Annotated in this window: 18 protein-coding genes and 1 pseudogene; 11 read left to right on the forward strand and 8 right to left on the reverse strand. The window is 64.0% G+C overall.

Annotated features, from left to right (window positions below; genetic code table 11):
• Nucleotides 1–53 precede the first annotated feature (53 nt).
• The 3 genes from AWB81_RS24370 to AWB81_RS24380 form a co-directional block, all read right to left on the reverse strand.
• The gene (locus tag AWB81_RS24370; RefSeq protein WP_062639143.1) at nt 54–1,853 is read right to left on the reverse strand and encodes a M61 family metallopeptidase; all 1,800 of its coding nucleotides are present in this window, start codon (nt 1,851–1,853) and stop codon (nt 54–56) included.
• A 110-nt stretch (nt 1,854–1,963) separates the two neighbouring features.
• Entirely contained in the window at nt 1,964–2,692 is a 729-nt protein-coding gene (locus tag AWB81_RS24375; protein ID WP_062639118.1) for a DsbC family protein, read from the reverse strand.
• A gap of 55 nt (nt 2,693–2,747) precedes the next feature.
• On the reverse strand, nt 2,748–3,920 hold the full coding sequence (locus tag AWB81_RS24380) for a UbiH/UbiF family hydroxylase (RefSeq protein WP_062639144.1): 1,173 nt from the start codon (nt 3,918–3,920) through the stop codon (nt 2,748–2,750).
• Between the two features lie 241 nt (nt 3,921–4,161).
• On the opposite strand from AWB81_RS24380, the gene ychF reads away from it, so the two are divergent.
• The 3 genes from ychF (at nt 4,162) to AWB81_RS24400 (ending at nt 8,694) form a co-directional block, all read left to right on the forward strand.
• Nucleotides 4,162–5,256 carry a redox-regulated ATPase YchF gene (gene ychF / locus AWB81_RS24385; protein WP_062639119.1) on the forward strand — a complete coding sequence of 365 codons (1,095 nt, stop codon included), beginning with the start codon at nt 4,162–4,164 and terminating at the stop codon, nt 5,254–5,256.
• Between the two features lie 461 nt (nt 5,257–5,717).
• The gene (gene ettA / locus AWB81_RS24395; protein WP_062639120.1) at nt 5,718–7,385 is read left to right on the forward strand and encodes an energy-dependent translational throttle protein EttA; all 1,668 of its coding nucleotides are present in this window, start codon (nt 5,718–5,720) and stop codon (nt 7,383–7,385) included.
• A gap of 181 nt (nt 7,386–7,566) precedes the next feature.
• The gene (locus AWB81_RS24400; protein WP_062639121.1) at nt 7,567–8,694 is read left to right on the forward strand and encodes a DUF748 domain-containing protein; all 1,128 of its coding nucleotides are present in this window, start codon (nt 7,567–7,569) and stop codon (nt 8,692–8,694) included.
• Between the two features lie 13 nt (nt 8,695–8,707).
• On the opposite strand, the gene AWB81_RS24405 is transcribed toward AWB81_RS24400, so the two are convergent.
• The 3 genes from AWB81_RS24405 to AWB81_RS24415 all read right to left on the reverse strand — a co-directional run bounded on the left by AWB81_RS24405 (nt 8,708) and on the right by AWB81_RS24415 (nt 11,545).
• Nucleotides 8,708–9,331, reverse strand: coding sequence for an HAD family hydrolase (locus AWB81_RS24405; RefSeq protein ID WP_062639122.1), 624 nt, complete (start codon nt 9,329–9,331; stop codon nt 8,708–8,710).
• A gap of 17 nt (nt 9,332–9,348) precedes the next feature.
• Nucleotides 9,349–11,169, reverse strand: a complete 1,821-nt coding sequence (locus AWB81_RS24410) for an aminopeptidase P family protein (protein WP_062639123.1) — start codon at nt 11,167–11,169, stop codon at nt 9,349–9,351.
• A 106-nt stretch (nt 11,170–11,275) separates the two neighbouring features.
• Nucleotides 11,276–11,545 carry a hypothetical protein gene (locus AWB81_RS24415; RefSeq protein WP_062639124.1) on the reverse strand — a complete coding sequence of 90 codons (270 nt, stop codon included), beginning with the start codon at nt 11,543–11,545 and terminating at the stop codon, nt 11,276–11,278.
• Between the two features lie 206 nt (nt 11,546–11,751).
• On the opposite strand from AWB81_RS24415, the gene AWB81_RS24420 reads away from it, so the two are divergent.
• The 7 genes from AWB81_RS24420 to AWB81_RS24450 all read left to right on the forward strand — a co-directional run bounded on the left by AWB81_RS24420 (nt 11,752) and on the right by AWB81_RS24450 (nt 17,808).
• Nucleotides 11,752–12,516 (forward strand): response regulator transcription factor, encoded by a 765-nt coding sequence (locus tag AWB81_RS24420; RefSeq protein ID WP_087135171.1) that lies wholly within the window; start codon nt 11,752–11,754, stop codon nt 12,514–12,516.
• Nucleotides 12,517–12,556: 40 nt separating this feature from the next.
• Nucleotides 12,557–13,879, forward strand: coding sequence for a glutamyl-tRNA reductase (gene hemA / locus AWB81_RS24425; RefSeq protein WP_062639125.1), 1,323 nt, complete (start codon nt 12,557–12,559; stop codon nt 13,877–13,879).
• Nucleotides 13,880–13,978: 99 nt separating this feature from the next.
• Nucleotides 13,979–15,061: a peptide chain release factor 1 gene (gene prfA, locus AWB81_RS24430; RefSeq protein WP_062639126.1), complete on the forward strand. Its 1,083-nt coding sequence runs from the start codon at nt 13,979–13,981 to the stop codon at nt 15,059–15,061.
• Complete coding sequence (gene prmC / locus AWB81_RS24435) at nt 15,058–15,894, forward strand: peptide chain release factor N(5)-glutamine methyltransferase (protein ID WP_062639127.1); 837 nt, start codon at nt 15,058–15,060, stop codon at nt 15,892–15,894. The genes prfA and prmC overlap by 4 nt, the downstream gene beginning before the upstream one ends.
• Before the next feature lie 109 nt (nt 15,895–16,003).
• Nucleotides 16,004–16,315, forward strand: coding sequence for a Grx4 family monothiol glutaredoxin (gene grxD / locus AWB81_RS24440; protein WP_062639128.1), 312 nt, complete (start codon nt 16,004–16,006; stop codon nt 16,313–16,315).
• A 13-nt stretch (nt 16,316–16,328) separates the two neighbouring features.
• On the forward strand, nt 16,329–16,928 hold the full coding sequence (locus AWB81_RS24445; protein ID WP_062639129.1) for a UbiX family flavin prenyltransferase: 600 nt from the start codon (nt 16,329–16,331) through the stop codon (nt 16,926–16,928).
• Nucleotides 16,929–17,022: 94 nt separating this feature from the next.
• Complete coding sequence (locus AWB81_RS24450; RefSeq protein WP_062639130.1) at nt 17,023–17,808, forward strand: DODA-type extradiol aromatic ring-opening family dioxygenase; 786 nt, start codon at nt 17,023–17,025, stop codon at nt 17,806–17,808.
• A gap of 74 nt (nt 17,809–17,882) precedes the next feature.
• Here the strand turns inward: AWB81_RS24450 and AWB81_RS24455 are convergent.
• Nucleotides 17,883–19,461: pseudogene (locus AWB81_RS24455) on the reverse strand (APC family permease).
• 441 nt (nt 19,462–19,902) lie between these two features.
• Between AWB81_RS24455 and AWB81_RS24460 the strand changes: the two are divergent.
• Nucleotides 19,903–20,106, forward strand: a complete 204-nt coding sequence (locus AWB81_RS24460; protein WP_035936159.1) for a cold-shock protein — start codon at nt 19,903–19,905, stop codon at nt 20,104–20,106.
• 97 nt (nt 20,107–20,203) lie between these two features.
• Here AWB81_RS24460 and AWB81_RS24465 read toward each other — a convergent pair whose 3' ends face one another.
• Nucleotides 20,204–21,454 carry an Hsp70 family protein gene (locus tag AWB81_RS24465; protein WP_062639131.1) on the reverse strand — a complete coding sequence of 417 codons (1,251 nt, stop codon included), beginning with the start codon at nt 21,452–21,454 and terminating at the stop codon, nt 20,204–20,206.
• Nucleotides 21,455–21,648: the final 194 nt, after the last annotated feature.

A 21,648-nucleotide genomic window follows, 5' to 3' on the forward strand; every position in this document is an offset into this window, starting at 1 on the left:
ACGGATTGTTGCACTGGTAGAACAATCCGCCTTTCGAGTCGGCTTCCGCAGGCTCAGCCTTTCAGCCAGCGCTCCCGCCATTGCTTGCCCGGACCGCGGCCATCGCTCGCGGTCAGTGTGTAGCGCGTGACTTCGGGCGCGTCGAGTTTCACTTCCGTGCGGCGCAGTTCGTCGCGGCGGAACGCGTGCACTTCGACCTTCGCGCCGGGCAAATAGCGCGCAAGCAGCGCGTCGAGGTTGGATCCGGTGACGCGCAGGCCGTCGATTGCAACCAGCACGTCGCCGGCCGACAGACCCGCCTTCTGCGCCGCGCTGCCGTCATGCACGACCGCCAGCACGCAATCCGCGCCGCCGCGCACCCGCGCGCCGAGCGACGGCTTGCCGGCCGTGCCGTTGGTCGCCGGCTCGGGCGCGAGCGCGACGCCGAATGGCTCGAAGAGCGCGTCGAGCGGCAGGTCGCGCGTGCCGTGCACGCCTTCGCGGAAGAGCTTGCGCAGATCGGCGCCCGTTGCTTCGGCGAAGAGCGCCTCGACGTCCGATTCCTCGATGCCGCGCAGCTTTCCGTTATAGAAATCGCGCCCATAGCGTTGCCAGAGCAGGCGCATGACGTCGTCCAGCGATTTGCGGTTGCCCGTTTGGGCGCGGATCGAGAGATCGAACGCGAGCGCGACGAGCGACCCTTTCTGGTAATAGCTGACGATCGCGTTCGGCGAATTTTCGTCGGCGCGGTAGTACTTCACCCACGCGTCGAACGAGCTTTCCGCGACGGTCTGCTTGAGGCGCCCGCTGCTGCGCAGCACGCCGCCGATCGTCTTGCCGACGAGCGAAAAATAGTCGCTCGGGCTGATGAGGCCGCTGCGCACGAGCATCAAGTCGTCGTAATAGGACGTAAAGCCCTCGAAGAGCCACAGCAGCGACGTGTAATTCTCCTGCGACAAATCATACGGCGCGAACGCCGCCGGCTTGATGCGCTTCACGTTCCAGGTGTGGAAGTACTCGTGGCTGCAAAGACCCAGATACGTGCGATAGCCGTCGGTCATCTCGGCGCGGCCGACTACCGGCAGATCGCCGCGATTGCAGATCAGCGCCGTCGACGCGCGATGCTCCAGTCCGCCATAACCGTCGCTGACGGCGACCGTCATGAACACATAGCGATCGACCGGCGCCTTCTTCGTGCGCGGCTCGAAGAGCGCGATCTGCGCCTCGCAGACGCGCTTCAGGTCCACCGCGAGCCGGTTCATGTCGAGGCCGACGACGCGGCCCGAAATCACGATCTCGTGCTTCACGCCATGCGCGCTGAAACTGCCGAGCGCGAATTCACCGAGCGTCACCGGATGGTCGATCAGCTCGTCATAGTTTTGCGCCTGATACGCGCCGAAGCTGTAGCGCATAGTGCCGCGCGCTTCCGGCAACGCCGTCGCGACCCGCCAGTTGCGATACGCCGCACCCTGCGGCGCCTGAATGTCGACGACGCACGGCGCGTCCGCCTGACCTTCGACCGCCAGAAACACACTCGTGCCGTTGAAGAAGCCGACCGTGTCGTCGAGATGCGCCGCCCGCACCGACATGTCCCAGCCGTACACCTCGTAGCGGAGCGTGATCGGGCCGTCGTGCGGCGCGGCTTGCCACGCATGCTTGTCTACTTTCTCGATCGCGATCTTGCGGCCCGCCGCGTTGAACGCCTGCAAGGTCACGATGTTGCGCGCGAACTCGCGGATCATGTAACTGCCCGGAATCCACACCGGCAGCATGAAGCGCTGCCCGGCGGGATCGGGCGCGGCGACGGTCAGCGTCACCTCGAAGAGATGCGCAGCGGGATTCTTCGGAACGATGGTGTACTGGATCGGATTCATGGTGCTGTCCTTGTTCTTCTTGCGGCGCTTTCGAGACACGCCGGGCCTTGTCATAGGCCAGAAATCAGAAGAGGCGCTCGTCGCGCCTCTCGTCGGAATGCTCGCGGAACTCAGCGAACCGCCGACAGTTCCTTTTCCAGCCGGTCTGCCGGCACCGCGCCCGGCAGGCGGCGGCCATCGGCGAGGAAGACGGTCGGCGTCCCGGTCACGTTCATCGACTGGCCGAGCTTCAGGTTCTTGTCGATCGCGGCGGTGTCGCAACTCGCGAGCGCCGGCGTCTTGTGGTCGAGCATCCAGCTTTCCCACGCCACCGCGCGGTCCTTCGCGCACCAGATCGACTTCGACTTCACCGTCGAATCCGGCGAAAGCACCGGATACAGGAAGGTGTAGACCGTCACGTTGTCGACGCCCTTCAGCGTTGTTTCGAGCTGCTTGCAGTACGGGCAGTTCGGATCTGAGAACACGGCGATCTTGCGGCTGCCATTGCCCTTCACCACTTTCACCGCGTTCTCGAACGGCAGCTTCGCGAAGTCGATCTTGTTGGTTTCCGCGAGGCGCGCCTCGGTCAGATTGGTGCGCGAGCGCGTATCGACGAGATCGCCGAGCAGCACGTAGTTGCCGGTTGCATCGGAATAGACGATCTGCGCGCCGAGGTTCACCTCGTAGAGCCCCGGAATCGGCGATTTCTCGACGCTCTTGATCGTGGCATCGCCCATGCGCTCTTGCAGCGTGGACTTGAGCTTGTCGGTAGTCTGGTCGGCCTGCGCCGAGCAGCCGATCCCGAAGATCGCGCCGAGCATGGCGGCAGCGACGGCGGCCGAACGAAGAGAGTTTTTCATGCGAATTCCTGTGATTTCTGCGTAGGTCGGGCGAGCGGCGGGCTCGCGCCGGTGATTATCCGAGTGCCGCCGACACCAGCCAGCGCTTCACGAACGGCTGCGCCCCGACGAGCGCCATGCCCGTGTTGCGCACCGCCCGCGCGAACGTGCCGGGTACGGAGAAGAGTTTCTGCAAGCCGTCGGTGGCGATCACGAGCTTCTGGATATCTTCGCGACGCGCGCGCTCGTAACGGCGCAACAGCACCGGATCGCCGAGATCGCGGAACGGCTCCTTGTTCGCGATGACTTCCGCGAGCGCCGCGACATCGCGCAGGCCGAGGTTCATGCCCTGTCCGGCGAGCGGATGAATCAGATGCGCTGCGTCGCCGACGAGCGCCACGCGCGGCGCGACCAGCCGGTCGACAGATTGCAGCGCGAGCGGAAAGCCCTGCGCGGGCGTGACGCATTCGAGCGCGCCGAGCATGTTCTGCGTAACCCGCTCGACCTCTGCCGTGAGTTGCGCCGGGTCGAGCTTCAGGAGTTCATCGGCGTGTTCGGTGCGCGCCGACCAGACGAGCGAAACGTGATCGCCCGGCAGCGGGAGGAGCGCGATGATTTCCGAGTCCTTGAACCACTGGTAGGCAGTCTCGCCATGCGGCTTTTCGGTCTTGAAGTTCGCGACGACGCCCGTCTGCCGGTAATCGCGCCGCGTCGCCTTCGAGCTCATTTGCGCGCGGACCCACGAATGCGCGCCATCCGCGCCGACGATCAGGTCCGTCTCCAGCGTTTCGCCGCTCGACAGCGTGACGTGCGCGGCATCGTCGTGGACGGTCATGCCCTGCCCGCGCGACTCGAACCACGAGAGATTCGGCTGGAAGCGCAACGCGGTATCGAGCGAAGTCTCGATCAGCGACGACTCCACGATCCACGCAAGCTGCGGCACCGACGCCTGGAACGCGGAGAAATGCAGTTCCGCGTGGGCGTCGCCGAAGACGCGCATGTCGAACACGGGCCCCAGGCGCGAGCGGTCGAGCGCCTGCCAGACGCGCAGCCGTTCGAGCAGCGTCTCTGAACTCGACGACAGCGCGTAGATGCGCGAATCGAAGATCGCGCCGGCGGGCAGCGGCGCGGCGGGAGCGGCGACGAGCGCGGTGCGCAGGCCGGACTGGGTCAGCGCGAGCGCCGCCGTCTTGCCGACGAGCCCGCCGCCGACGACCACCGCGTGGAAAGTCTGGGGATGGGAAGTCATGCGGCCATTATAGCCGCGGGGGTTGCGAAGGATTTGCGGCAGGCCGGGGTGCGGGTTGGCGGTGCGAGCGGGCCGCTGCGCCCAGCCGAGCGGGGCACGGCGGTACAATAGCGGTTTGTCCGGCCGCGCGACGTGGCCGCCCGTTTTGCGCTCTCTGTGGCAGCCGCCGGGCCGCCCGAGCAGCCGCAAAGCCCAGCGAAACCCACGCGGCCCGCGCCGTTTCACCAGTTCGAAGGATCCCATGAGCCTCCAATGCGGCATCGTCGGCTTGCCTAACGTCGGCAAGTCCACTCTTTTCAATGCACTGACCAAGGCGGGGATTGCCGCCGAAAACTATCCGTTCTGCACGATCGAGCCGAATGTAGGCGTGGTCGAAGTGCCGGACGCGCGGCTGCAAAAGCTCGCCGACATCGTCAAGCCGGAGCGCATCCTGCCGGCGGTGGTCGAGTTTGTCGATATCGCCGGCCTCGTCGCCGGCGCGAGCAAGGGCGAAGGGCTCGGCAACCAGTTCCTCGCGAACATCCGCGAGACGGATGCGATCACGCACGTCGTGCGCTGCTTCGAAGACGAGAACGTGATCCACGTCGCGAACAAGATCGATCCGCTCGACGACATCGAAGTCATCAACACCGAACTCGCGCTCGCCGATCTGGCGACGGTCGAAAAGTCGCTCACGCGCTATTCGAAGGCCGCGAAATCCGGCAACGACAAGGAAGCGGCGAAGCTCGTCGCGGTGCTGGAACGGGTGCGCGTGCAGCTGGAACAGGCGAAGCCCGTCCGCGCGCTCGATTTCTCCGACGACGAACGTGCGATCCTCAAGCCGTTCTGCCTGATCACGTCGAAGCCGACGATGTACGTCGCGAACGTGAAGGAAGACGGATTTGAGAACAATCCGTATCTGGACGCGGTTCGCAAACACGCCGATTCGGAAAATGCGCCGGTCGTTGCCGTATGCGCAGCGATCGAGGCGGAAATCGCCGATCTCGATGATGCCGACAAGATGGAATTTCTCGCGGATATCGGAATGGAAGAGCCAGGTTTGAACCGCGTGATTCGCGCGGGTTTCAAGCTGCTCGGTTTGCAGACGTATTTCACGGCGGGCGTGAAGGAAGTGCGCGCGTGGACGATTCATATCGGCGATACGGCGCCGCAGGCGGCCGGCGCGATTCATACTGACTTTGAACGCGGGTTTATCCGCGCGCAGACGATCGCTTTCGACGATTACATTAGCTATAGGGGTGAGCACGGTGCGAAGGAAGCCGGGAAGATGCGAGCGGAAGGAAAGGAATATGTCGTTCATGACGGGGATGTCATGAACTTCTTGTTCAATGGTTGAAGCGTAAAGAACTGTCGCGCGCGCTTGTCAAAGAAAGCGGAGTCCCGGATAAAGGGGCTCCGTTTTTTTTGATGCTTCGTTCAGGTCGCGATCACGACAAAAGCAGCGCGCAACATCTGATACGGAACCTTGAGCCGATCGTGCGCGTCTGGACACGCTCAAAAAACAAAAATGCCGAGACTTCTGCCCAAAGCAGGGCTTCAGCCAGCATCACAGCGGCACATGCTTGCGTCACGGCGGCGTCGCCGCCTGGGAATAGCGCGCGGGCCGCTCGCGCCCCACGAAGTACAATGACACCTCCTCCCGCACGCGCACCGCTCGCGCGCCTCCGGGAATGTGCGGCGCCCACTGCCATCGGCGCCTGACGCAACACAATCGAACATCGCATCTGCACGAACCCGATCGCCCGCCTTCCCGGCGAAGCTCGTGCATGTCCAGGCAACCAACTTCACACGAAACCCATGGCCCAATACGTCTTCACCATGAACCGCGTCGGCAAGATCGTGTCGCCGAAACGCCAGATCCTGAAAGACATCTCCCTCTCGTTCTTCCCGGGCGCGAAGATCGGTCTGCTCGGCCTGAACGGCTCGGGCAAATCGACGCTGATCCGCATCATGGCCGGCGTCGATAAGGACATCGAAGGCGAAGCCACGCCGATGCCCAATCTCAACATCGGCTACCTGCCGCAGGAGCCGCAGCTCGATCCGCAGAAGACCGTGCGCGAAGCCGTCGAGGAAGGCCTCGGCGATGTCTTCAGCGCGCAGAAGAAGCTCGACGAAATCTACGCCGCCTACGCCGAACCCGACGCCGACTTCGACGCCCTCGCCGCCGAGCAGGCCAAGTACGAAGCGATCCTCGCGACGAGCGACGGCGGTTCGCCCGAACAGCAGCTCGAAGTCGCCGCCGACGCGCTGCGCCTGCCCGCCTGGGACGCGAAGATCGAGCACCTGTCGGGCGGCGAGAAGCGCCGTGTCGCGCTGTGCAAGCTGCTTCTGCAAAAGCCCGACATGCTGCTCCTCGACGAACCGACCAACCACCTCGACGCCGAATCCGTCGACTGGCTCGAACAGTTCCTCACGCGCTATCCGGGCACGGTCGTGGCGGTGACGCACGATCGCTACTTCCTCGATAACGCCGCCGAATGGATTCTCGAACTCGACCGCGGCCACGGCATTCCGTGGAAGGGCAACTACAGCAGTTGGCTCGACCAGAAACAGGACCGGCTGAAGCAGGAAGAAGCGACGGAATCGGCGCGTCAGAAGGCGCTCAAGAAGGAACTGGAATGGGTGCGCCAGAACCCGAAGGGCCGTCAGGCGAAATCGAAGGCGCGTATCGCGCGTTTCGAGGAACTCAACAGCCAGGAATACCAGAAGCGCAACGAAACGCAGGAAATCTTCATCCCGGTCGGCGACCGGCTCGGCAACGAGGTCATCGAATTCAAGAACGTCAGCAAGGCATACGGCGATCGCCTCCTGATCGACAACCTGAGCATGAAGATCCCGGCGGGCGCGATCGTCGGGATCATCGGGCCGAACGGCGCGGGTAAATCCACGCTCTTCCGCATGCTGACCGACCGCGAACAACCGGATTCGGGCGAAATCGTGAAGGGCCCGACCGTCAACCTCGCGTACGTCGACCAGAGCCGCGACGCGCTCGACGGCACCAAGACCGTGTTCGAGGAAATCTCCGGCGGCGCCGACGTCCTGACGGTCGGCAAGTACGAAACGCCGTCGCGTGCGTATATCGGCCGCTTCAACTTCAAGGGCGGCGACCAGCAGAAAAACGTCGGCAACCTGTCGGGCGGCGAGCGCGGACGGCTGCATCTCGCGAAGACGCTGATCGCGGGCGGCAACGTCCTGCTCCTCGACGAGCCGTCGAACGATCTCGACGTCGAAACGCTGCGCGCGCTCGAAGACGCGCTGCTCGAATTCGCAGGCTCGGTGATGGTGATCTCGCACGATCGCTGGTTCCTCGACCGTATCGCGACGCACATCATCGCGTTCGAAGGCGACTCGCAAGTGACGTTCTTCGACGGCAACTATCAGGAATACGAGGCCGAGAAGCGCAATCGCCTGGGCGAAGAGGCGGCCAAGCCGAAGCGTCTGCGCTACAAGCCGATCACGCGCTAACCCGTTGTTTTGTCTGAGCAAAAGCGCACGCCCAATGCGCGCGTGCGCACCGACAACAGGCACGAAAATCGCGACCGTCTAGCGCAGGCGTCGCGTCTCGCGACGCAAGCAACCATGTTGCATGGGACGAGAGCAAGGCACTGAAGTGCCAACTCTCGTCTACACATTGGAGACATGCGTGATGGCGGGATCGAAGGCGCGGCGGGCGGGAATCTGGGTGGCCGGCATTCTCGTCGCGTTCGCGGTCGTCGCGGTGGGCGGATGGTTCTTCGTCGTCCACGCGATGAAAGAGCGCATCATCGAGACGCTCGGTCCGCTCGGCTCGGTGGAAGAAATCGACGTCGGCCTCTCACACATCACGCTCTCGCGCGTGCGCCTGCGCGGCCCGTCGGACTGGCCCACACCCGACGCGATGCGCGCCGAGCGCATCGTGCTCGATCTCGATATGCGCGACGTGCTGAACAACCGCGTGCATCTGCGCAATGTGAGCGTCGACAACTACTATCTTTCGATCTATCGCGCCGCCGACGGGCGCGTGCGCCTGCTGCCGGACCTGAGGCAAACGGCGAGCACGGCCGACGCGAAAAAGAACGACAAAGCGACCAGACACGCGAACGAAGAAAAGCTGATCGATCACGTCTCGTTCGAACGCGGATCGATGGAGTTCTTCGATGGATCGGTGCAGATGCCACCGTACCGCGTCTTGATTAGCGACGCGCGCGCCAGTATCGATCACATTCATCTTCCTGCTCTCACGGACCGCACGACGCTCGCGATGACCGGTTCGATCAAGGGCCCGTCGCACACGGGCGCGGTGAGTTTCAATGGATGGATGGTGATCGCGACGAAGGACTCGCAGACGCGCTCGACGCTGCGCAGCGTCGACATCGCGACGCTCGATCCCTACCTGCTGAAGAAGGCCGGCGCGAAATCGACGGTGACGGGCGGCACGATCGATCTCACGCTCGACGCCACCGTGAAGGACTACCGCATCCACGCGCCGGGAACGTTGGTGCTGAACCATTTGCAACTGAGCGAAGGCGGCAATCCGCTCGACACTTTCATGTCGATTCCAACCAAGGCCGCGATCGCCGCGCTGAAAGACCGGCGCGAGCAGATCAAGCTCGACTTCGTGCTCGACGGCAATCTGCGCGACCCCAAGTTTTCGCTCAACGAGAGCCTGTCGAAGAAGCTCGCGGCCGGCTTCGCGAAGGCGCTCGGCGTGAGCGCGGAAGGTGTGGCGAAAGGCGCCGGCGAAACGGTAAAGGGCATCGGCAACGCGCTGAAAAACCTGTTCGAGCCGAAATAGCTAAAACCGCGCCCTAGACCGGCAGTCCCAGCTCACGCAATTTCGCCCCAGTCTGCGCGGCGGTCGTGTGATGCACGCCGTGCCAGCCGAGCGCGGTCGCGGCTTCGGCGTTGTGAAGGTTGTCGTCGATAAAAACGAGTTCGTGCGGCTCGACATCTGGAAGATGCCACTCGATTTCGGCGCGCATCAGCGCGAAGATCGCCGGATCGGGTTTCACGACGCCCACGCGCCCCGAAACGACCACCTCGCGAAACCGCCGCAGCACGGGATAGTTCTCCCACGCGTACGGAAACGTCTCTGCCGACCAGTTCGTCAGTCCGAACAGCGGGACGTGCACCGCGTCGAGCGCATCGACCAGCGCGACGCCGTCCGCCAGCACGCCGCCCAGCATCTCGGGCCAGCGCTCGTAGAACGCGCGGATCAGCGCCTCGTGCTCCGGATACTTCGCGATCAGTTCGGCGGTGCCCTCGGCGATCGTCTGACCGCCGTCCTGCTGCACCACCCACTCCATCTTGCAGACGTGGTCGAGAAACCAGCGCCGCTCGGTTTCGTCGGGAATCAGGCGGCTGTACACATACTCGCGTTTCCAGTCGATCAGCACGCCGCCGAAGTCGAACACCACTGCCTTGATCGCCATGCGTCAGAGCTCCTGGTTCAGACCGGCTGGGTGCGGGTTTCGAGCCACGCCTTCGCGGCGCCGGAAACATGCGGCGACACGCGTTCGCGTACCGTCGCGTGATACGCGTTGAGCCACGCGCGTTCGTCGTCGCGCAGGAGTGACAAGTCGATGCAGCGCGTGTCGATCGGGCACAGCGTGAGGGTTTCGAATTCCAGGAAATCGCCGAATTCGGTCTTCCCGGCGGGCTGGTTCAGCACCAGGTTTTCGATGCGGATGCCCCACTTGCCCGGCCGATAGATGCCCGGTTCGATCGACGTGATCATGCCTTCTTCCATCGCGGTCCACGGCTCGGCGGGCGCGTAGTGCGAGATGACCTGCGGGCCCTCGTGCACGTTCAGGAAGTAGCCGACGCCGTGCCCTGTGCCGTGCCCATAGTCGGCGCCCGCTTCCCAGATCGGCGCGCGCGCGATCGAATCGAGCATCGGCGAGCGGATGCCGCGCGGGAACTTCGCGCGTGAAAGCGCCATCGTGCCCTTCAGAACGATGGTGAAATCGCGCTTGTGCTCCGCGCTGACCGTGCCGATGGGCACGACGCGCGTGATGTCGGTCGTGCCGCTCAGGTACTGGCCGCCCGAGTCGATCAGGAGAAGCCCGTTGCCTTCGATCACCGAATGCGACGCCTCGGTCGCTCGGTAATGCGGCATCGCGCCGTTCGCATTGAAGCCGGCGATCGTCGCGAAACTCAGCGTCACGAAACCGGGACGACGCGCGCGCGCAGCCGTCAGCTTCTCGTCGATGGTCAGTTCCGTGATGCGTTCGCGGCCTAGCGCGTCTTCGAACCACGCGAAGAATTCGGCGAGCGCGGCGCCGTCCTGCTCCATCGTCGCGCGGATGTGCGCGGCCTCCGCGGCCGTTTTGCGCGACTTCGCGAACGTCGACGGATTCACCGACTCTACGGTTTTCACGGTCGACGGCACCTTTTCCAGCAAGCCGAACGTGATGCGGCGCGGGTCGATCAGAAGCGTGGAGCCAGCGGGGAGCGCGGCGAGCGCATCCGCCACGCGCGCATACGGCTCGACGCGCACGTTCTCGCGCGCAAGCGATTCGGCGAGCGCGGCGGGCACCTTGCCATCGGCGACGTAAAGCACGGCATCGTCGAGACCGATCAGCGCGTGCGCGACGAACACCGGGTTGTAGCTGACGTCGGCGCCGCGCAGGTTGAAGAGCCAGGCGAGATCGTCGAGCGTCGAGACGAAGTGCCACTGCGCGCCCTTGTCCCGCATCGCGCGACGCACTTCGGCCAGCTTCTCCGGGCGCGCGACGCTCGCGTGCGGCGCGACGTGCTCATACACGCCGCCATCGGGCAGGCCCGGCCGCGCGGGCCATACGGCATCGAGCAGATCGAGGTCGGTGCGCAGCACGATGCCGCGCGCGGTCAGCGCCTCGCTGAGCGCGCGCGCCGCCGCGACGCCGAGCACGGTGCCATCGACCGCCACCGTCGCGCCCGACGGCACGTTCTGCGCGAGCCAGTCGACGTGCGGGGCGGTCTGCTGTCCGCCCATCATCTTCATCAGCTGGATGCCGGTGCCGGCGAGCTGCGCTTCGGCCTGCGTCCAGTAGCGGCTGTCGACCCACACGCCCGCGAAATCCGCCGTCACGACGAGCGTGCCGACCGAGCCCGTAAAGCCCGAAAGCCACTGCCGCCCCTGCCAGCGCTCGGGCAGGTACTCGGACAAATGCGGGTCCGCCGACGGAATCAGCACCGCGGCGAGGTTTTCGCGCGCCATCGCGCCGCGCAGCAGTTCGATGCGCTGGGAGATAGTCGCTGCGTCGGGGGAATCGAATCGATCGTTCATGGAGTCACCTGCCTGATGCTTTAAAAGCGTGAAAGCTTGAATGGGCCGCCGATGGACGGTCCGGGATGCCGACGCGCCGCTCGTGACGCGCATCGAGATTAAGAGTTCAGCGCCGCGCGGCAAGACCAATCGTCACGGTCACGACGACGAGCGCAAAGAGAGAACACGCGAGCCATTCGAGTGTATCGCCGTCATGATAGGCGCCGACGACATTCCCCAGCATGCGCGCGACGACCGCCGCGAGGATGCCCGCGCCGAGCGCCGTCCATACGCGCCCCGCCGTCGACCGGCCGCGCCCGGCGCGCCGCAGCGGATGCAGCCACCAGCCCGCGAGACCGATCACCGCGCCCAGGAAAACCGTGCCGATCCAGCCCATCAGCGTGGCGTTCCGGCCGAATTCAGAGAAACCGTATGGGTTGCCAATGGTCGTTCTACTAGCATTTTCGGTCTCGTCAACTATAGGTAGCAACGCGCTCGGGCGCAGCGGATGAGTTTAAGGGGGCCAGGTTGGTGATGGCAAGCTCGCGGCCTCTCGCGCGTTCCGGCTCCCGGTCACTCGGCCCTGCGCGCGGCGTCCAATCCATGCGAATCGCCATTATCGACCCGGACGAACAGCACGCCGACCTGATCGGTGCGGCTTTGTCGGCCGACGGCCACTTTTGCCGTTTCTTCCACAGCCCGCTCGTATTCCTGACGCGGCTCAAACGCGAAACGTATGATCTGCTGATTTCGGCGGTCGCCACGCGCGACATGAGCGGCGCCGAGATCATCGCGCGGGTGCGCGCTTTCGTGGCGCACCTCCCGGTCATCCTGATGGCGGCGAAGCCGGGCGAGGCGGATATCGTCGATTGCCTGCGCGCCGGCGCTGACGATTGCGTCGCGAAACCGGTGCGGTGCGCCGAACTGGCCGCTCGCATCGACGCAGTCACGCGCCGCAATACCGTGCGGCCGAGCACACCGGAGCGTTTCGGCGGCTATCTCTTCAACGTGTCGGAACTGAGCGTGTGTTTCGGCGGCGAGCGCGCGATGCTCACGCCGAAGGAATACCGGTTCGCGCATCTGCTGTTTTCGAACCTCGGCCGGCCGATCTCACGCGGCCATATCCTGGAGATCGTCTGGACACGCGGCAGCGACATTCAGTCGCGCACGCTCGACACCCACGCCTGCCGCCTGCGCGCGAAGCTGAAGCTGCGCCCGGAACACAGATACCGGCTGACGCCGCTCTACGCCTACGGCTACCAGCTGGATCGCGTCGAGCCCGCCAACTTGCTGGCGCCGGAGCTGTCGGCGCGTCCTGCGCCAGGGCTTATGACACCTATAAATGAACAAATCCGGGAAACGCTATAATATTGGGCTATCTCCAAGGCCATCAGATTAGGCCCAATACATGCAGCTCCTCACGATCGGAATCAATCACCACACTGCGCCAGTCGCCCTGCGCGAACGCGTGGCGTTTCCGCTCGAACAGATCAAACCGGCGCTCGGCGCCCTGAAGGAGATCTGGCTGGGACCGCGCGCGAAGGGATCGCCCGAGGCGGCCATCCTCTCGACGTGCAACCGCACGGAGCTGTACTGCGCCACCAACGACCAGGCCGCCCGCGACGCGGCGGTTCACTGGCTGTCGAAATATCACAATCTTCCCGTTTCCGAACTCGCGCCGCACGTCTACGCGCTGCCGCAGTCGGAAGCCGTGCGGCACGCGTTTCGCGTGGCGTCGGGCCTCGATTCGATGGTGCTCGGCGAAACGCAGATCGTCGGCCAGATGAAGGACGCCGTGCGCACCGCGTCGGAAGCCGGCGCGCTCGGCACGTATCTGAACCAGTTGTTCCAGCGAACTTTCGCGGTCGCAAAGGAAGTGCGCACGACCACCGAAATCGGGGCGCAATCGGTTTCGATGGCCGCGGCCGCCGTGCGACTCGCACAGCGCATCTTCGAGAACATTTCCAGCCAGCGCGTGCTGTTCATCGGCGCGGGAGAGATGATCGAACTTTGCGCGACGCACTTCGCCGCGCAGAATCCGCGTGAACTGGTGGTCGCGAACCGCACCGCCGAGCGCGGCGAAAAGCTCGCGGGCCGCTATAACGGCCGTGCGATTCCCCTCGCCGACCTGCCCGCGCGGATGCACGAGTTCGACATCATCGTGTCTTGCACGGCGTCGACGCTGCCGATCATCGGCCTGGGCGCGGTCGAGCGCGCCGTCCGCGCCCGCCGCCATCGCCCGATTTTCATGGTCGATCTGGCCGTTCCGCGTGATATCGAACCCGAAGTCGGTCAGCTGAACGACGTGTTCCTTTACACCGTCGACGATCTCGGCGCGATCGTTCGCGAAGGCAACGCGTCGCGTCAGGCTGCGGTCGCGCAGGCCGAGGCGATCATCGAAACACGCGTGCAGAATTTCATGCAGTGGCTCGACGCGCGCAGCATCGTGCCGGTGATCCGCCACATGCACACGCAAGCCGACTCGCTTCGCCGCGCCGAAGTCGAACGCGCGCGCAAGATGCTCGCGCGCGGCGACGATCCCGCGGCGGTGCTCGAAGCGCTGTCGCAGTCGCTTACCAACAAGCTGATTCACGGCCCGACGCACGCGCTGAACCGCGCGAGCCGCGAAGACCGCGACCAACTCATCGACCTGATGGGCGGCTTCTACAAGCACGGCGGCACGCTTCCCGATCCATCCGGCTCCGGTTCTTCGGGCAACTCCGGCCTTTAGCGCCCTTTTCCCTGCATTTTCCTGTTGCTCCGTGGCTCTCACGCGCGGACGCTTCCTTTCCAGCATCATTTCAGCGGAGCCCCGCTCCACTCCCGCCCGATGAAAACGAGCATGCAAAGCAAGCTCGACCAGCTCGCAAGACGGCTGGCCGATCTCAATGGTCTGTTGAGCCACGAGGACGCGACGTCCGACATGGATCAGTATCGCAAGCTCACGCGCGAGCACGCGGAGATCGGTCCGATTGTCGAGCAATACGGGCTCTGGCGTCAGGCGCTCAGCGACGAAGCGACCGCGCATGAACTGCTCGCCGATCCGTCGATGCGCGATTTCGCTGAAGATGAAATCGGCGAAGCGCGTTCGCGGATGACGCAAATCGAAAGCGATCTGCAGACGATGCTGCTGCCGAAAGACCCGAACGACGAGCGCAACATCTTCATCGAAATCCGCGCGGGCACGGGCGGCGACGAGTCCGCGCTGTTCGCGGGCGACCTGCTGCGCATGTATCTGCGCTATGCGGAGCGCAACCGCTGGTCGGTCGAGACGATGTCGGAAAGCGAATCCGATCTCGGCGGCTACAAGGAAGTGATCGTGCGGATCGCGGGCCAGGGCGCGTATTCGCGGCTCAAGTTCGAATCGGGCGGACACCGCGTGCAGCGCGTGCCGGCGACCGAAACGCAAGGGCGCATCCACACGTCGGCGTGCACGGTCGCGGTCATGCCGGAAGCCGATGAAATCAGCGAAGTCGTGATCAATCCGGCCGACCTGCGCATCGACACGTTCCGCGCGTCCGGAGCGGGCGGCCAGCACATCAACAAGACCGATTCGGCCGTGCGCGTGACACACCTGCCGACGGGGATCGTCGTCGAATGTCAGGACGACCGCTCGCAGCACAAGAACAAGGATCGCGCGCTGAAGGTGCTCGCCGCGCGAATCATGGACAAACAGGCTCACGAGCAGCACGCGAAGGAAGCCGCGACGCGCAAGAGCCTGATCGGCTCGGGCGACCGCTCGGAGCGGATTCGCACCTACAACTTCCCGCAGGGGCGGATGACCGATCACCGGATCAACCTGACGCTCTACAAGCTCGACGCGATCATGGACGGCGATCTCGACGAACTGATCGGCGCGCTCGTGAGCGAACATCAGGCGGAATTGCTCGCGGCGCTGGGTGACGCCGAGTGACGACAGTCGCCGAATTGCTGCGCGGCTCGCCGCTGCCGTCACTGGAAACGCGCGTGTTGCTCACGCACGTGCTCGGCTGGCGGCGCACGGAGCTCATCACGCGCGATTCCGAACCGCTCGATTCCGCCGCGGTCGAGCGCTACCGGGCGCTCGAAGCGCGCCGGGCTGACGGCGAGCCGATCGCGCAACTCGTGGGGGTGCGCGAGTTTTTCGGGCTCGAATTCGAGGTGACGCCGGACGTGTTGATCCCGCGTCCCGAAACTGAATTACTGGTCGAAACCGCGCTGGCGGCAATCGAGGCCATCGCCGCGCCGCGCGTGCTCGATCTCGGCACGGGCAGCGGCGCGATTGCCATCGCGATTGCGTCCGCGCGCGACGATGCGCACGTGCGGGCGGTGGACCGGTCGGAAGCGGCGCTGGGCGTTGCGGAGCGCAACGCGGTGAAGCTGCTCGATGCAGCGCGCGCGGGCGGCACGCTCACGTTCACGCAAAGCGACTGGACAGAGGCGCTCGATCCGTCGCTGCGCTTTCACGCGATCGTCAGCAACCCGCCCTATATCGCCGACGACGATCCGCATCTCCATCAGGGCGACCTGCGTTTCGAGCCGCGCGGTGCGCTCACCGACGAAGCCGACGGCCTCTCTGCGATCCGCGCGATCGTTCAGGCCGCGCCGTTTCTTCTCGTGCCGAACGGCGCGCTCTGGCTCGAACACGGCTACGACCAGGCGGCCGAAGTCCGCGCGCTGCTGACCGCACGCGGCTTCACCGGCGTGCATTCGAAAACCGACATCGCCGGCATCGAGCGCATCAGCGGCGGGATTTTTACGGCCTGAAGCAGGGTCGGCCGTCTCAACCCGTGTGAACGAAATCCGCTATCATTTCAATCTAATTCCGCAGATTCGCACGATAAACCCTCAGTACAAAACGTCCCGCAGGAACGCCATGGAAACGCAAGAACGCATCAAGCAGATCGTCGATCAAAACCCGGTCGTCCTTTTCATGAAAGGCACGGCGCAGTTTCCGATGTGCGGCTTCTCCGGCCGCGCGATTCAGGTGCTAAAAGCATGTGGCGTCGACAACATCACGACCGTCAACGTGCTCGATGACGAAGGCATCCGCCAGGGCATCAAGGAATTCTCGAACTGGCCGACCATTCCGCAGCTCTACGTGAACGGCGAGTTCATCGGCGGCTCGGACATCATGATGGAGATGTATCAGTCGGGCGAATTGCAGCAACTGTTCGCCGCCGCCTGAGTCTCGCTCCCCAGTGAACGCGCCCGCTGCCGTGCCGCGACGCCTGATCGTCGCCATTACCGGGGCAACGGGCGCCATCTACGGCATTCGTACGCTCGAGACGCTCCGGCGTCTCGGTTCGGTTGAAACGCACCTGCTCGTTTCGACGGCCGGCTGGCTCAACATCCAGCACGAACTGCAACTCGACAAAGCCGAAGTCCACGCGCTCGCCGATGTCGTGCACAGCGTTCGCGACGTCGGGGCGAGTATCGCGTCGGGCTCGTTCTCGACCGACGGAATGATCGTCGCGCCGTGCTCGATGAAGACGCTCGCCAGCATCGCGCACGGCCTGTCGGACAATCTCATCACCCGCGCCGCCGACGTCGTCCTTAAGGAGCGTCGGCGACTGGTGCTGCTCGTGCGCGAAACGCCGTTCAACCTCGCGCATTTGCGCAACATGACCGCGGTCACGGAAATGGGCGGCGTCATTTTCCCGCCGCTGCCAGCGTTCTATCATCGGCCGCAATCGATCGACGAAATGGTCGATCACACCGTGGAGCGGGTCATCGACATGTTCGCGCTGCGGGCGCCGCTTTCCGCTGCGTGGCGCGGCATGCGTGGCGAGACGGATTGATAACAGCGGCGACACAATTCGTTGCCGCTGCCGCCGTTTATCTACTCTCAAGCAAAGCCTATATTGATAGCAATCCCTTTTGAGGTTTGCTGCAATGGCCCGACTTCCTAGCGTTTTCATCTCCCACGGCGCACCGACGCTGCCGATCGATCCATCGATGCCGTCCGCCGAGTTCGCTACGCTCGCCGACAGACTGCCGCGCCCGCGCGCGATTTTGATGCTGTCGGCGCATTGGGGCACGATGCAGCCGTTGGCGAGCATCGCAACTCGCCCCGAGACCATCCATGACTTTTACGGCTTTCCGCCCGCGCTGTACGAACTGCGCTATCCGGCGCCGGGCGCGCCTGAACTGGGCGCGCGCGCGGCCGAGCTGCTCAACGCGAACGGCGTTCCCGCCGCGACTGCGGACCACGGACTCGACCACGGCGCCTGGGTGCCGCTCCTTCTGATGTTCCCGGAAGCCGACGTGCCCGTCGCGCAGTTGTCGATCCAGCCGCGCCTCGACGCCGCGCATCACTATCGCGTCGGCCGGGCGCTGCGTGCATTGCGCGACGAGGGCGTGATGATCGTCGGATCGGGACAGATCACGCATAACCTGCGCGCGGCCGACTTCGGCGCGCGCCCGGAGGACGCGGACCCGCGCGTGACCGAATTCACCGACTGGTTCGAGGCACGTCTAGCGGAACGCGACATCGACGCGCTCCTCGATTACCGGCGTCGCGCGCCGCACGCGGTGCTCATGCATCCGACGGACGAGCATCTGCTGCCCGTTTTCAGCGCGCTCGGCGCGGCAAGCGACGATTTCTCCCTCGGTATCCAGTCGCTCGGCACGTTCCAGAAGACGCTCGCGATGACGAATTACGTGTTCGGCGACGCTTGAACCGGCCTCGCAGAGCCGCGTAAACGAAAGAAACCCGCTCAGGCGGGTTTCTTCTTTAAGGCGCGCTCGATGCTTCAAGCGCCGACTTCGTGAAGAATGTCGTCGCGGCTTTCGCGTTCGCCGAGATAGTCGCTGCGATAGCCCGTGTGCACGCCCCAGTAGTAAAAGACCAGCGCGAGCACCGCGACCGCCGCCATGTCCCAGCCATAGGGCAGCAGTCCGCGTCCGCCGAACTCCTTGCTGCCGATCAGCGAGATCGCCGCCATCGTCGGCAGATATGCGATCAACCACCACGCCGCCTTCAGGCCATGGCCCCAGCCGTCGAAACCGATCTTGCCCTGAAAGTAGAAATACACCGGCAACGCGACGACCATCAGGAGAATGATTTCGCCCGTCAGCGGCCACTTGGCCCAATACAGCACGAGCGACGCGCACACGAACGCGAACGGCGCGATCAGGCTCATGCCGGGGATCTTCAGCGGCCGGTCGAGGTCCGTTGCGCAACGGCGCAGCGCCATCAGGCTCACCGGACCAGTCAGGTAGGAAATCACCGTCGCGACCGAAATCACTGCCGCGAGCGAACTCCAGCCGCGGAAAAAGAACAGGAACACGAAGGCAACGCCGAGGTTGAACCACATCGCCGGGCGCGGCACGCCGTAGAACGGATGCACGATGCCGAAGACTTTAGGCATCGTGTTGTTGCGCTGCATCGCATAGATCATACGCGTGGTGGTCGCCATGTAGGTCGTGCCGGTGCCGCTCGGGCTGACGAACGCGTCGATGTAGAGCAGGATCGCGAGCCAGTTGAGGTTCAGCGCGAGCGCGAGCTCGGCGAACGGCGACGCGAAATTGAAATGGTGCCAGCCCTGCGCCACGCCGGCCGGCGACACCGCGCCGATATATGCCACCTGCAGCAGCACATAGATCACGAGCGCGAGCAGGATCGAGCCAATGATCGCAAACGGCACGCTTCTGGTCGGATTGCGCGCCTCGCCTGCCAGATTCACGGGGCTCTGAAAGCCGTTGAAACTGAATACGATGCCGCTCGTCGCGACCGCCGTCAGCACCGACGACCATCCGAAGGGCGCGAACGTCGACGCCGTGCCGAAATTCTCCGAATGGAAGCCGGAGAACATGAGACCTGCGATCTTCGCGCCGGGAATGAGGAACTTGAAGACGGTAATCGCCGAATTGGCGCGAGCGAAGACCCTGACGCCCCAGTAGTTCAGCAGGAAATACACGATGACGAGCAGCGCCGACAGGATCAGCCCGAGCGTCGTCAGCGATCCGTTCACGAAGAGCGAATGAGCCCATTCATAGGGCCACGTGCTCTATATTGAATGGACGCTTCGGCTTCGATCGGAATCACCGAGACAATCGCGATCCAGTTCGCCCACGCGCTGATGAATCCGACGAGTGCGCCGTGTGAATAGCGCGCATAGCGCACCATCCGCCGGATTCGGGAAACATCGCGCCAAGCTCGGCGTAGGTCAGCGCAATCGCCAGAATGACCACGGCGCCGATCACCCACGCGACGATCGCTGCCGGCGGCACGCCAGGCGCCGAAAAGCCAGCCCGAGCCGATGATGGAACCGAGCCCGGTCAGCAGCAGCGCGCGATCGGGCCAATGTTCCGTTGAATAGAACTCGTCACTTGATTCTCCTCATCTCGTAAAGCTTTCGCCGGGTTTCGTTACCCGGCTGAAAGCCTCACCAGCCGGGCATCCGAAAGAAATCCGGCGACTGGTGCAACCCGTCAAAAGTCGCGTAGTTTAACGGTTGCACCTGCACAATGCAGAGGAGAAACCCACTGAAACCGCAAAAAAAATGCGTGAGTGGATACAAAGTTGACCGAAAATGCAAGTTTCGTAAGCCGGCTCCCGCACAATCTCAAAAAAGCCCCTTCGTTGCGGTCGGATTTATTGACCTTCCGATTGTTTCGCCGTATAAAGCTTCTTGCAGGATTTCAAGTGGCGAGTGAATTGGTCTTTCGTAGTTCGCCATCACGGTACTCCGGTTGGTCCCATTGCCCCTTCCTTGATTTTCATGCACACCCGGGCTTCGGCCTTATTCAACTTCTTCAGGAACAAGTAACATGGAAACCGGTACCGTCAAGTGGTTCAATGACGCAAAGGGCTTTGGATTCATCACGCCGGACGGCGGCGGCGAAGATCTGTTCGCGCATTTCTCGGAAATCCGCGTGGAAGGCTTCAAGACGCTTCAGGAAAACCAAAAGGTTACCTTCGAAGTGAAGACTGGCCCGAAGGGCAAGCAAGCTGCGAACATCAAGCCGGCCTAAGCCTGCTGGATTCGCCCAGATTGCGTAAGAAAAACCCCGCCTCGGCGGGGTTTTTTATTTTGTGGCGCGGATTAATTCGTGTGCGCCAAATTAATCCTCAGGCAAAAACGCGTTGCGCATAAATGCCGAGTCCCGTCGCCACGCTGGCGAGCCGGTCGCCGAAAACCGGCTGTGCATCCGGGAACGCTGCCGCGAGCGAATCGGACAAAAACTTCAGCCCGGTCGAGCCGCCCGTGAAATAAACGGCGCCGACGCCGCCAGCATCGATGCCAGCGCGACGAACCGTCTCCTGCGCCGCCTCGACGATCCTGCGCATCTCGTCCCGGCCCGCTTCGATCAGTTGCGGTTCGTCGAAGGCGATGCGCAGCGCTTCTTCCACCTCTTCCATGTCGATTTCGGTCACGCCACCCGCCGCGACGTCGATCTTCGCCTCTTCGGCGTGCGCGGTGAGCGCGTGGCCGAGCCGCCGGTCCACGACACGCATCAGCCGCTGATGGTGACGCGGCTCCGTGTAGAGATGGCGCATCAGCTGCAATTCGCCGACGCGCTTCGGCCCGTACACGGTGTTGATCAGATGCCACGTCGCGAGGTCGAAATACACGCGATTCGGCACTTCGCGCCCCTCCGGATCGAGCGACTGGTAGCCGAGCTCGCGCAGGATGGTCGAGAGTTCGACACGCCGGTCGAAGTCCGTGCCCGCGACGTGCACGCCGTAATGCGCGAGCACGTCGCTCTTGCGGTCCAGCAGCTTCGCGCGCTCGGGTCCGACGCGCACGAGCGAAAAGTCCGACGTACCGCCGCCGATGTCCGCCACCAGCACGAGTTCCTCGCGCGTGAGCCGCGCTTCATAGTCGAAAGCGGCGGCGATAGGCTCGTACTGGAAGTGGATCTCGCGCAGTCCGACCGCGTGCGCGCACGCTTCGAGCTGCTTTTGCGCCAGGTGGTCCGCGCGCGGGTCGTCGTCGACGAAGAAGACCGGGCGGCCCAGCACCGCGCGCGCCAGAGGCTCTGCGGCGAGCACTTGCGCCTTCTGCTTCAGGTGCTGCAGGAAGAGCGTGATGACGTCGGTGTACTTGATGGCCGAGCCGTCGCCGAGATCCGTGCTCTGGTCGGCCAGCGGAGAACCGAGGATGCTCTTCATCGAGCGCATCAGGCGGCCGTCGAAGCCGTCGATGTACGCCTCGAGCGCCGCGCGCCCGTAGGACTGGTTATCCTCGTCGGTGTTGAAGAAGACAGCGGTGGGCAGCGTCAGCGCCTCGCCTTCGACCGGCGCCAGCCGGATCGATTCGCCAGCGGGCAGTGCGACGGCGGAATTCGACGTGCCGAAATCGATCGCGCAATAGGTCATGGACGTAGCGGCGCGGCAAAAGCCGTCGTCGCAAACAAAAAGTGGAGCGCGTTTTTATCACGATCCGGGGAAGCCATCAACCGATGCGCATAAATCCGCGCCGGCGGAACAGAACTTGCTCGAATGGCCGGTAATTTGTGCTCGCGCGGCAGTGATGCCGGCGACTTTCTTCCTACAACATCGAGACGGCGACA

It is taken from the genome of Caballeronia arationis, from assembly GCF_001544975.2.
In the GTDB taxonomy this organism is placed as follows: domain Bacteria; phylum Pseudomonadota; class Gammaproteobacteria; order Burkholderiales; family Burkholderiaceae; genus Caballeronia; species Caballeronia arationis.

Bases quoted from the DNA above. Each gene is read 5' to 3' on its own strand.
- AWB81_RS24370 (WP_062639143.1), bottom strand. From the start codon at position 1,853: ATGAATCCGATCCAGTACACCATCGTTCCGAAGAATCCCGCTGCGCAT.
- AWB81_RS24465 (WP_062639131.1), bottom strand. From the start codon at position 21,454: ATGACCTATTGCGCGATCGATTTCGGCACGTCGAATTCCGCCGTCGCA.
- ychF (WP_062639119.1), top strand. From the start codon at position 4,162: ATGAGCCTCCAATGCGGCATCGTCGGCTTGCCTAACGTCGGCAAGTCC.
- grxD (WP_062639128.1), top strand. From the start codon at position 16,004: ATGGAAACGCAAGAACGCATCAAGCAGATCGTCGATCAAAACCCGGTC.
- AWB81_RS24420 (WP_087135171.1), top strand. From the start codon at position 11,752: ATGCGAATCGCCATTATCGACCCGGACGAACAGCACGCCGACCTGATC.
- AWB81_RS24405 (WP_062639122.1), bottom strand. From the start codon at position 9,331: ATGGCGATCAAGGCAGTGGTGTTCGACTTCGGCGGCGTGCTGATCGAC.
- AWB81_RS24415 (WP_062639124.1), bottom strand. From the start codon at position 11,545: ATGGGCTGGATCGGCACGGTTTTCCTGGGCGCGGTGATCGGTCTCGCG.
- AWB81_RS24410 (WP_062639123.1), bottom strand. From the start codon at position 11,169: ATGAACGATCGATTCGATTCCCCCGACGCAGCGACTATCTCCCAGCGC.
- AWB81_RS24375 (WP_062639118.1), bottom strand. From the start codon at position 2,692: ATGAAAAACTCTCTTCGTTCGGCCGCCGTCGCTGCCGCCATGCTCGGC.
- AWB81_RS24400 (WP_062639121.1), top strand. From the start codon at position 7,567: ATGGCGGGATCGAAGGCGCGGCGGGCGGGAATCTGGGTGGCCGGCATT.
- AWB81_RS24380 (WP_062639144.1), bottom strand. From the start codon at position 3,920: ATGACTTCCCATCCCCAGACTTTCCACGCGGTGGTCGTCGGCGGCGGG.
- ettA (WP_062639120.1), top strand. From the start codon at position 5,718: ATGGCCCAATACGTCTTCACCATGAACCGCGTCGGCAAGATCGTGTCG.
- prfA (WP_062639126.1), top strand. From the start codon at position 13,979: ATGAAAACGAGCATGCAAAGCAAGCTCGACCAGCTCGCAAGACGGCTG.
- hemA (WP_062639125.1), top strand. From the start codon at position 12,557: ATGCAGCTCCTCACGATCGGAATCAATCACCACACTGCGCCAGTCGCC.
- AWB81_RS24460 (WP_035936159.1), top strand. From the start codon at position 19,903: ATGGAAACCGGTACCGTCAAGTGGTTCAATGACGCAAAGGGCTTTGGA.
- AWB81_RS24450 (WP_062639130.1), top strand. From the start codon at position 17,023: ATGGCCCGACTTCCTAGCGTTTTCATCTCCCACGGCGCACCGACGCTG.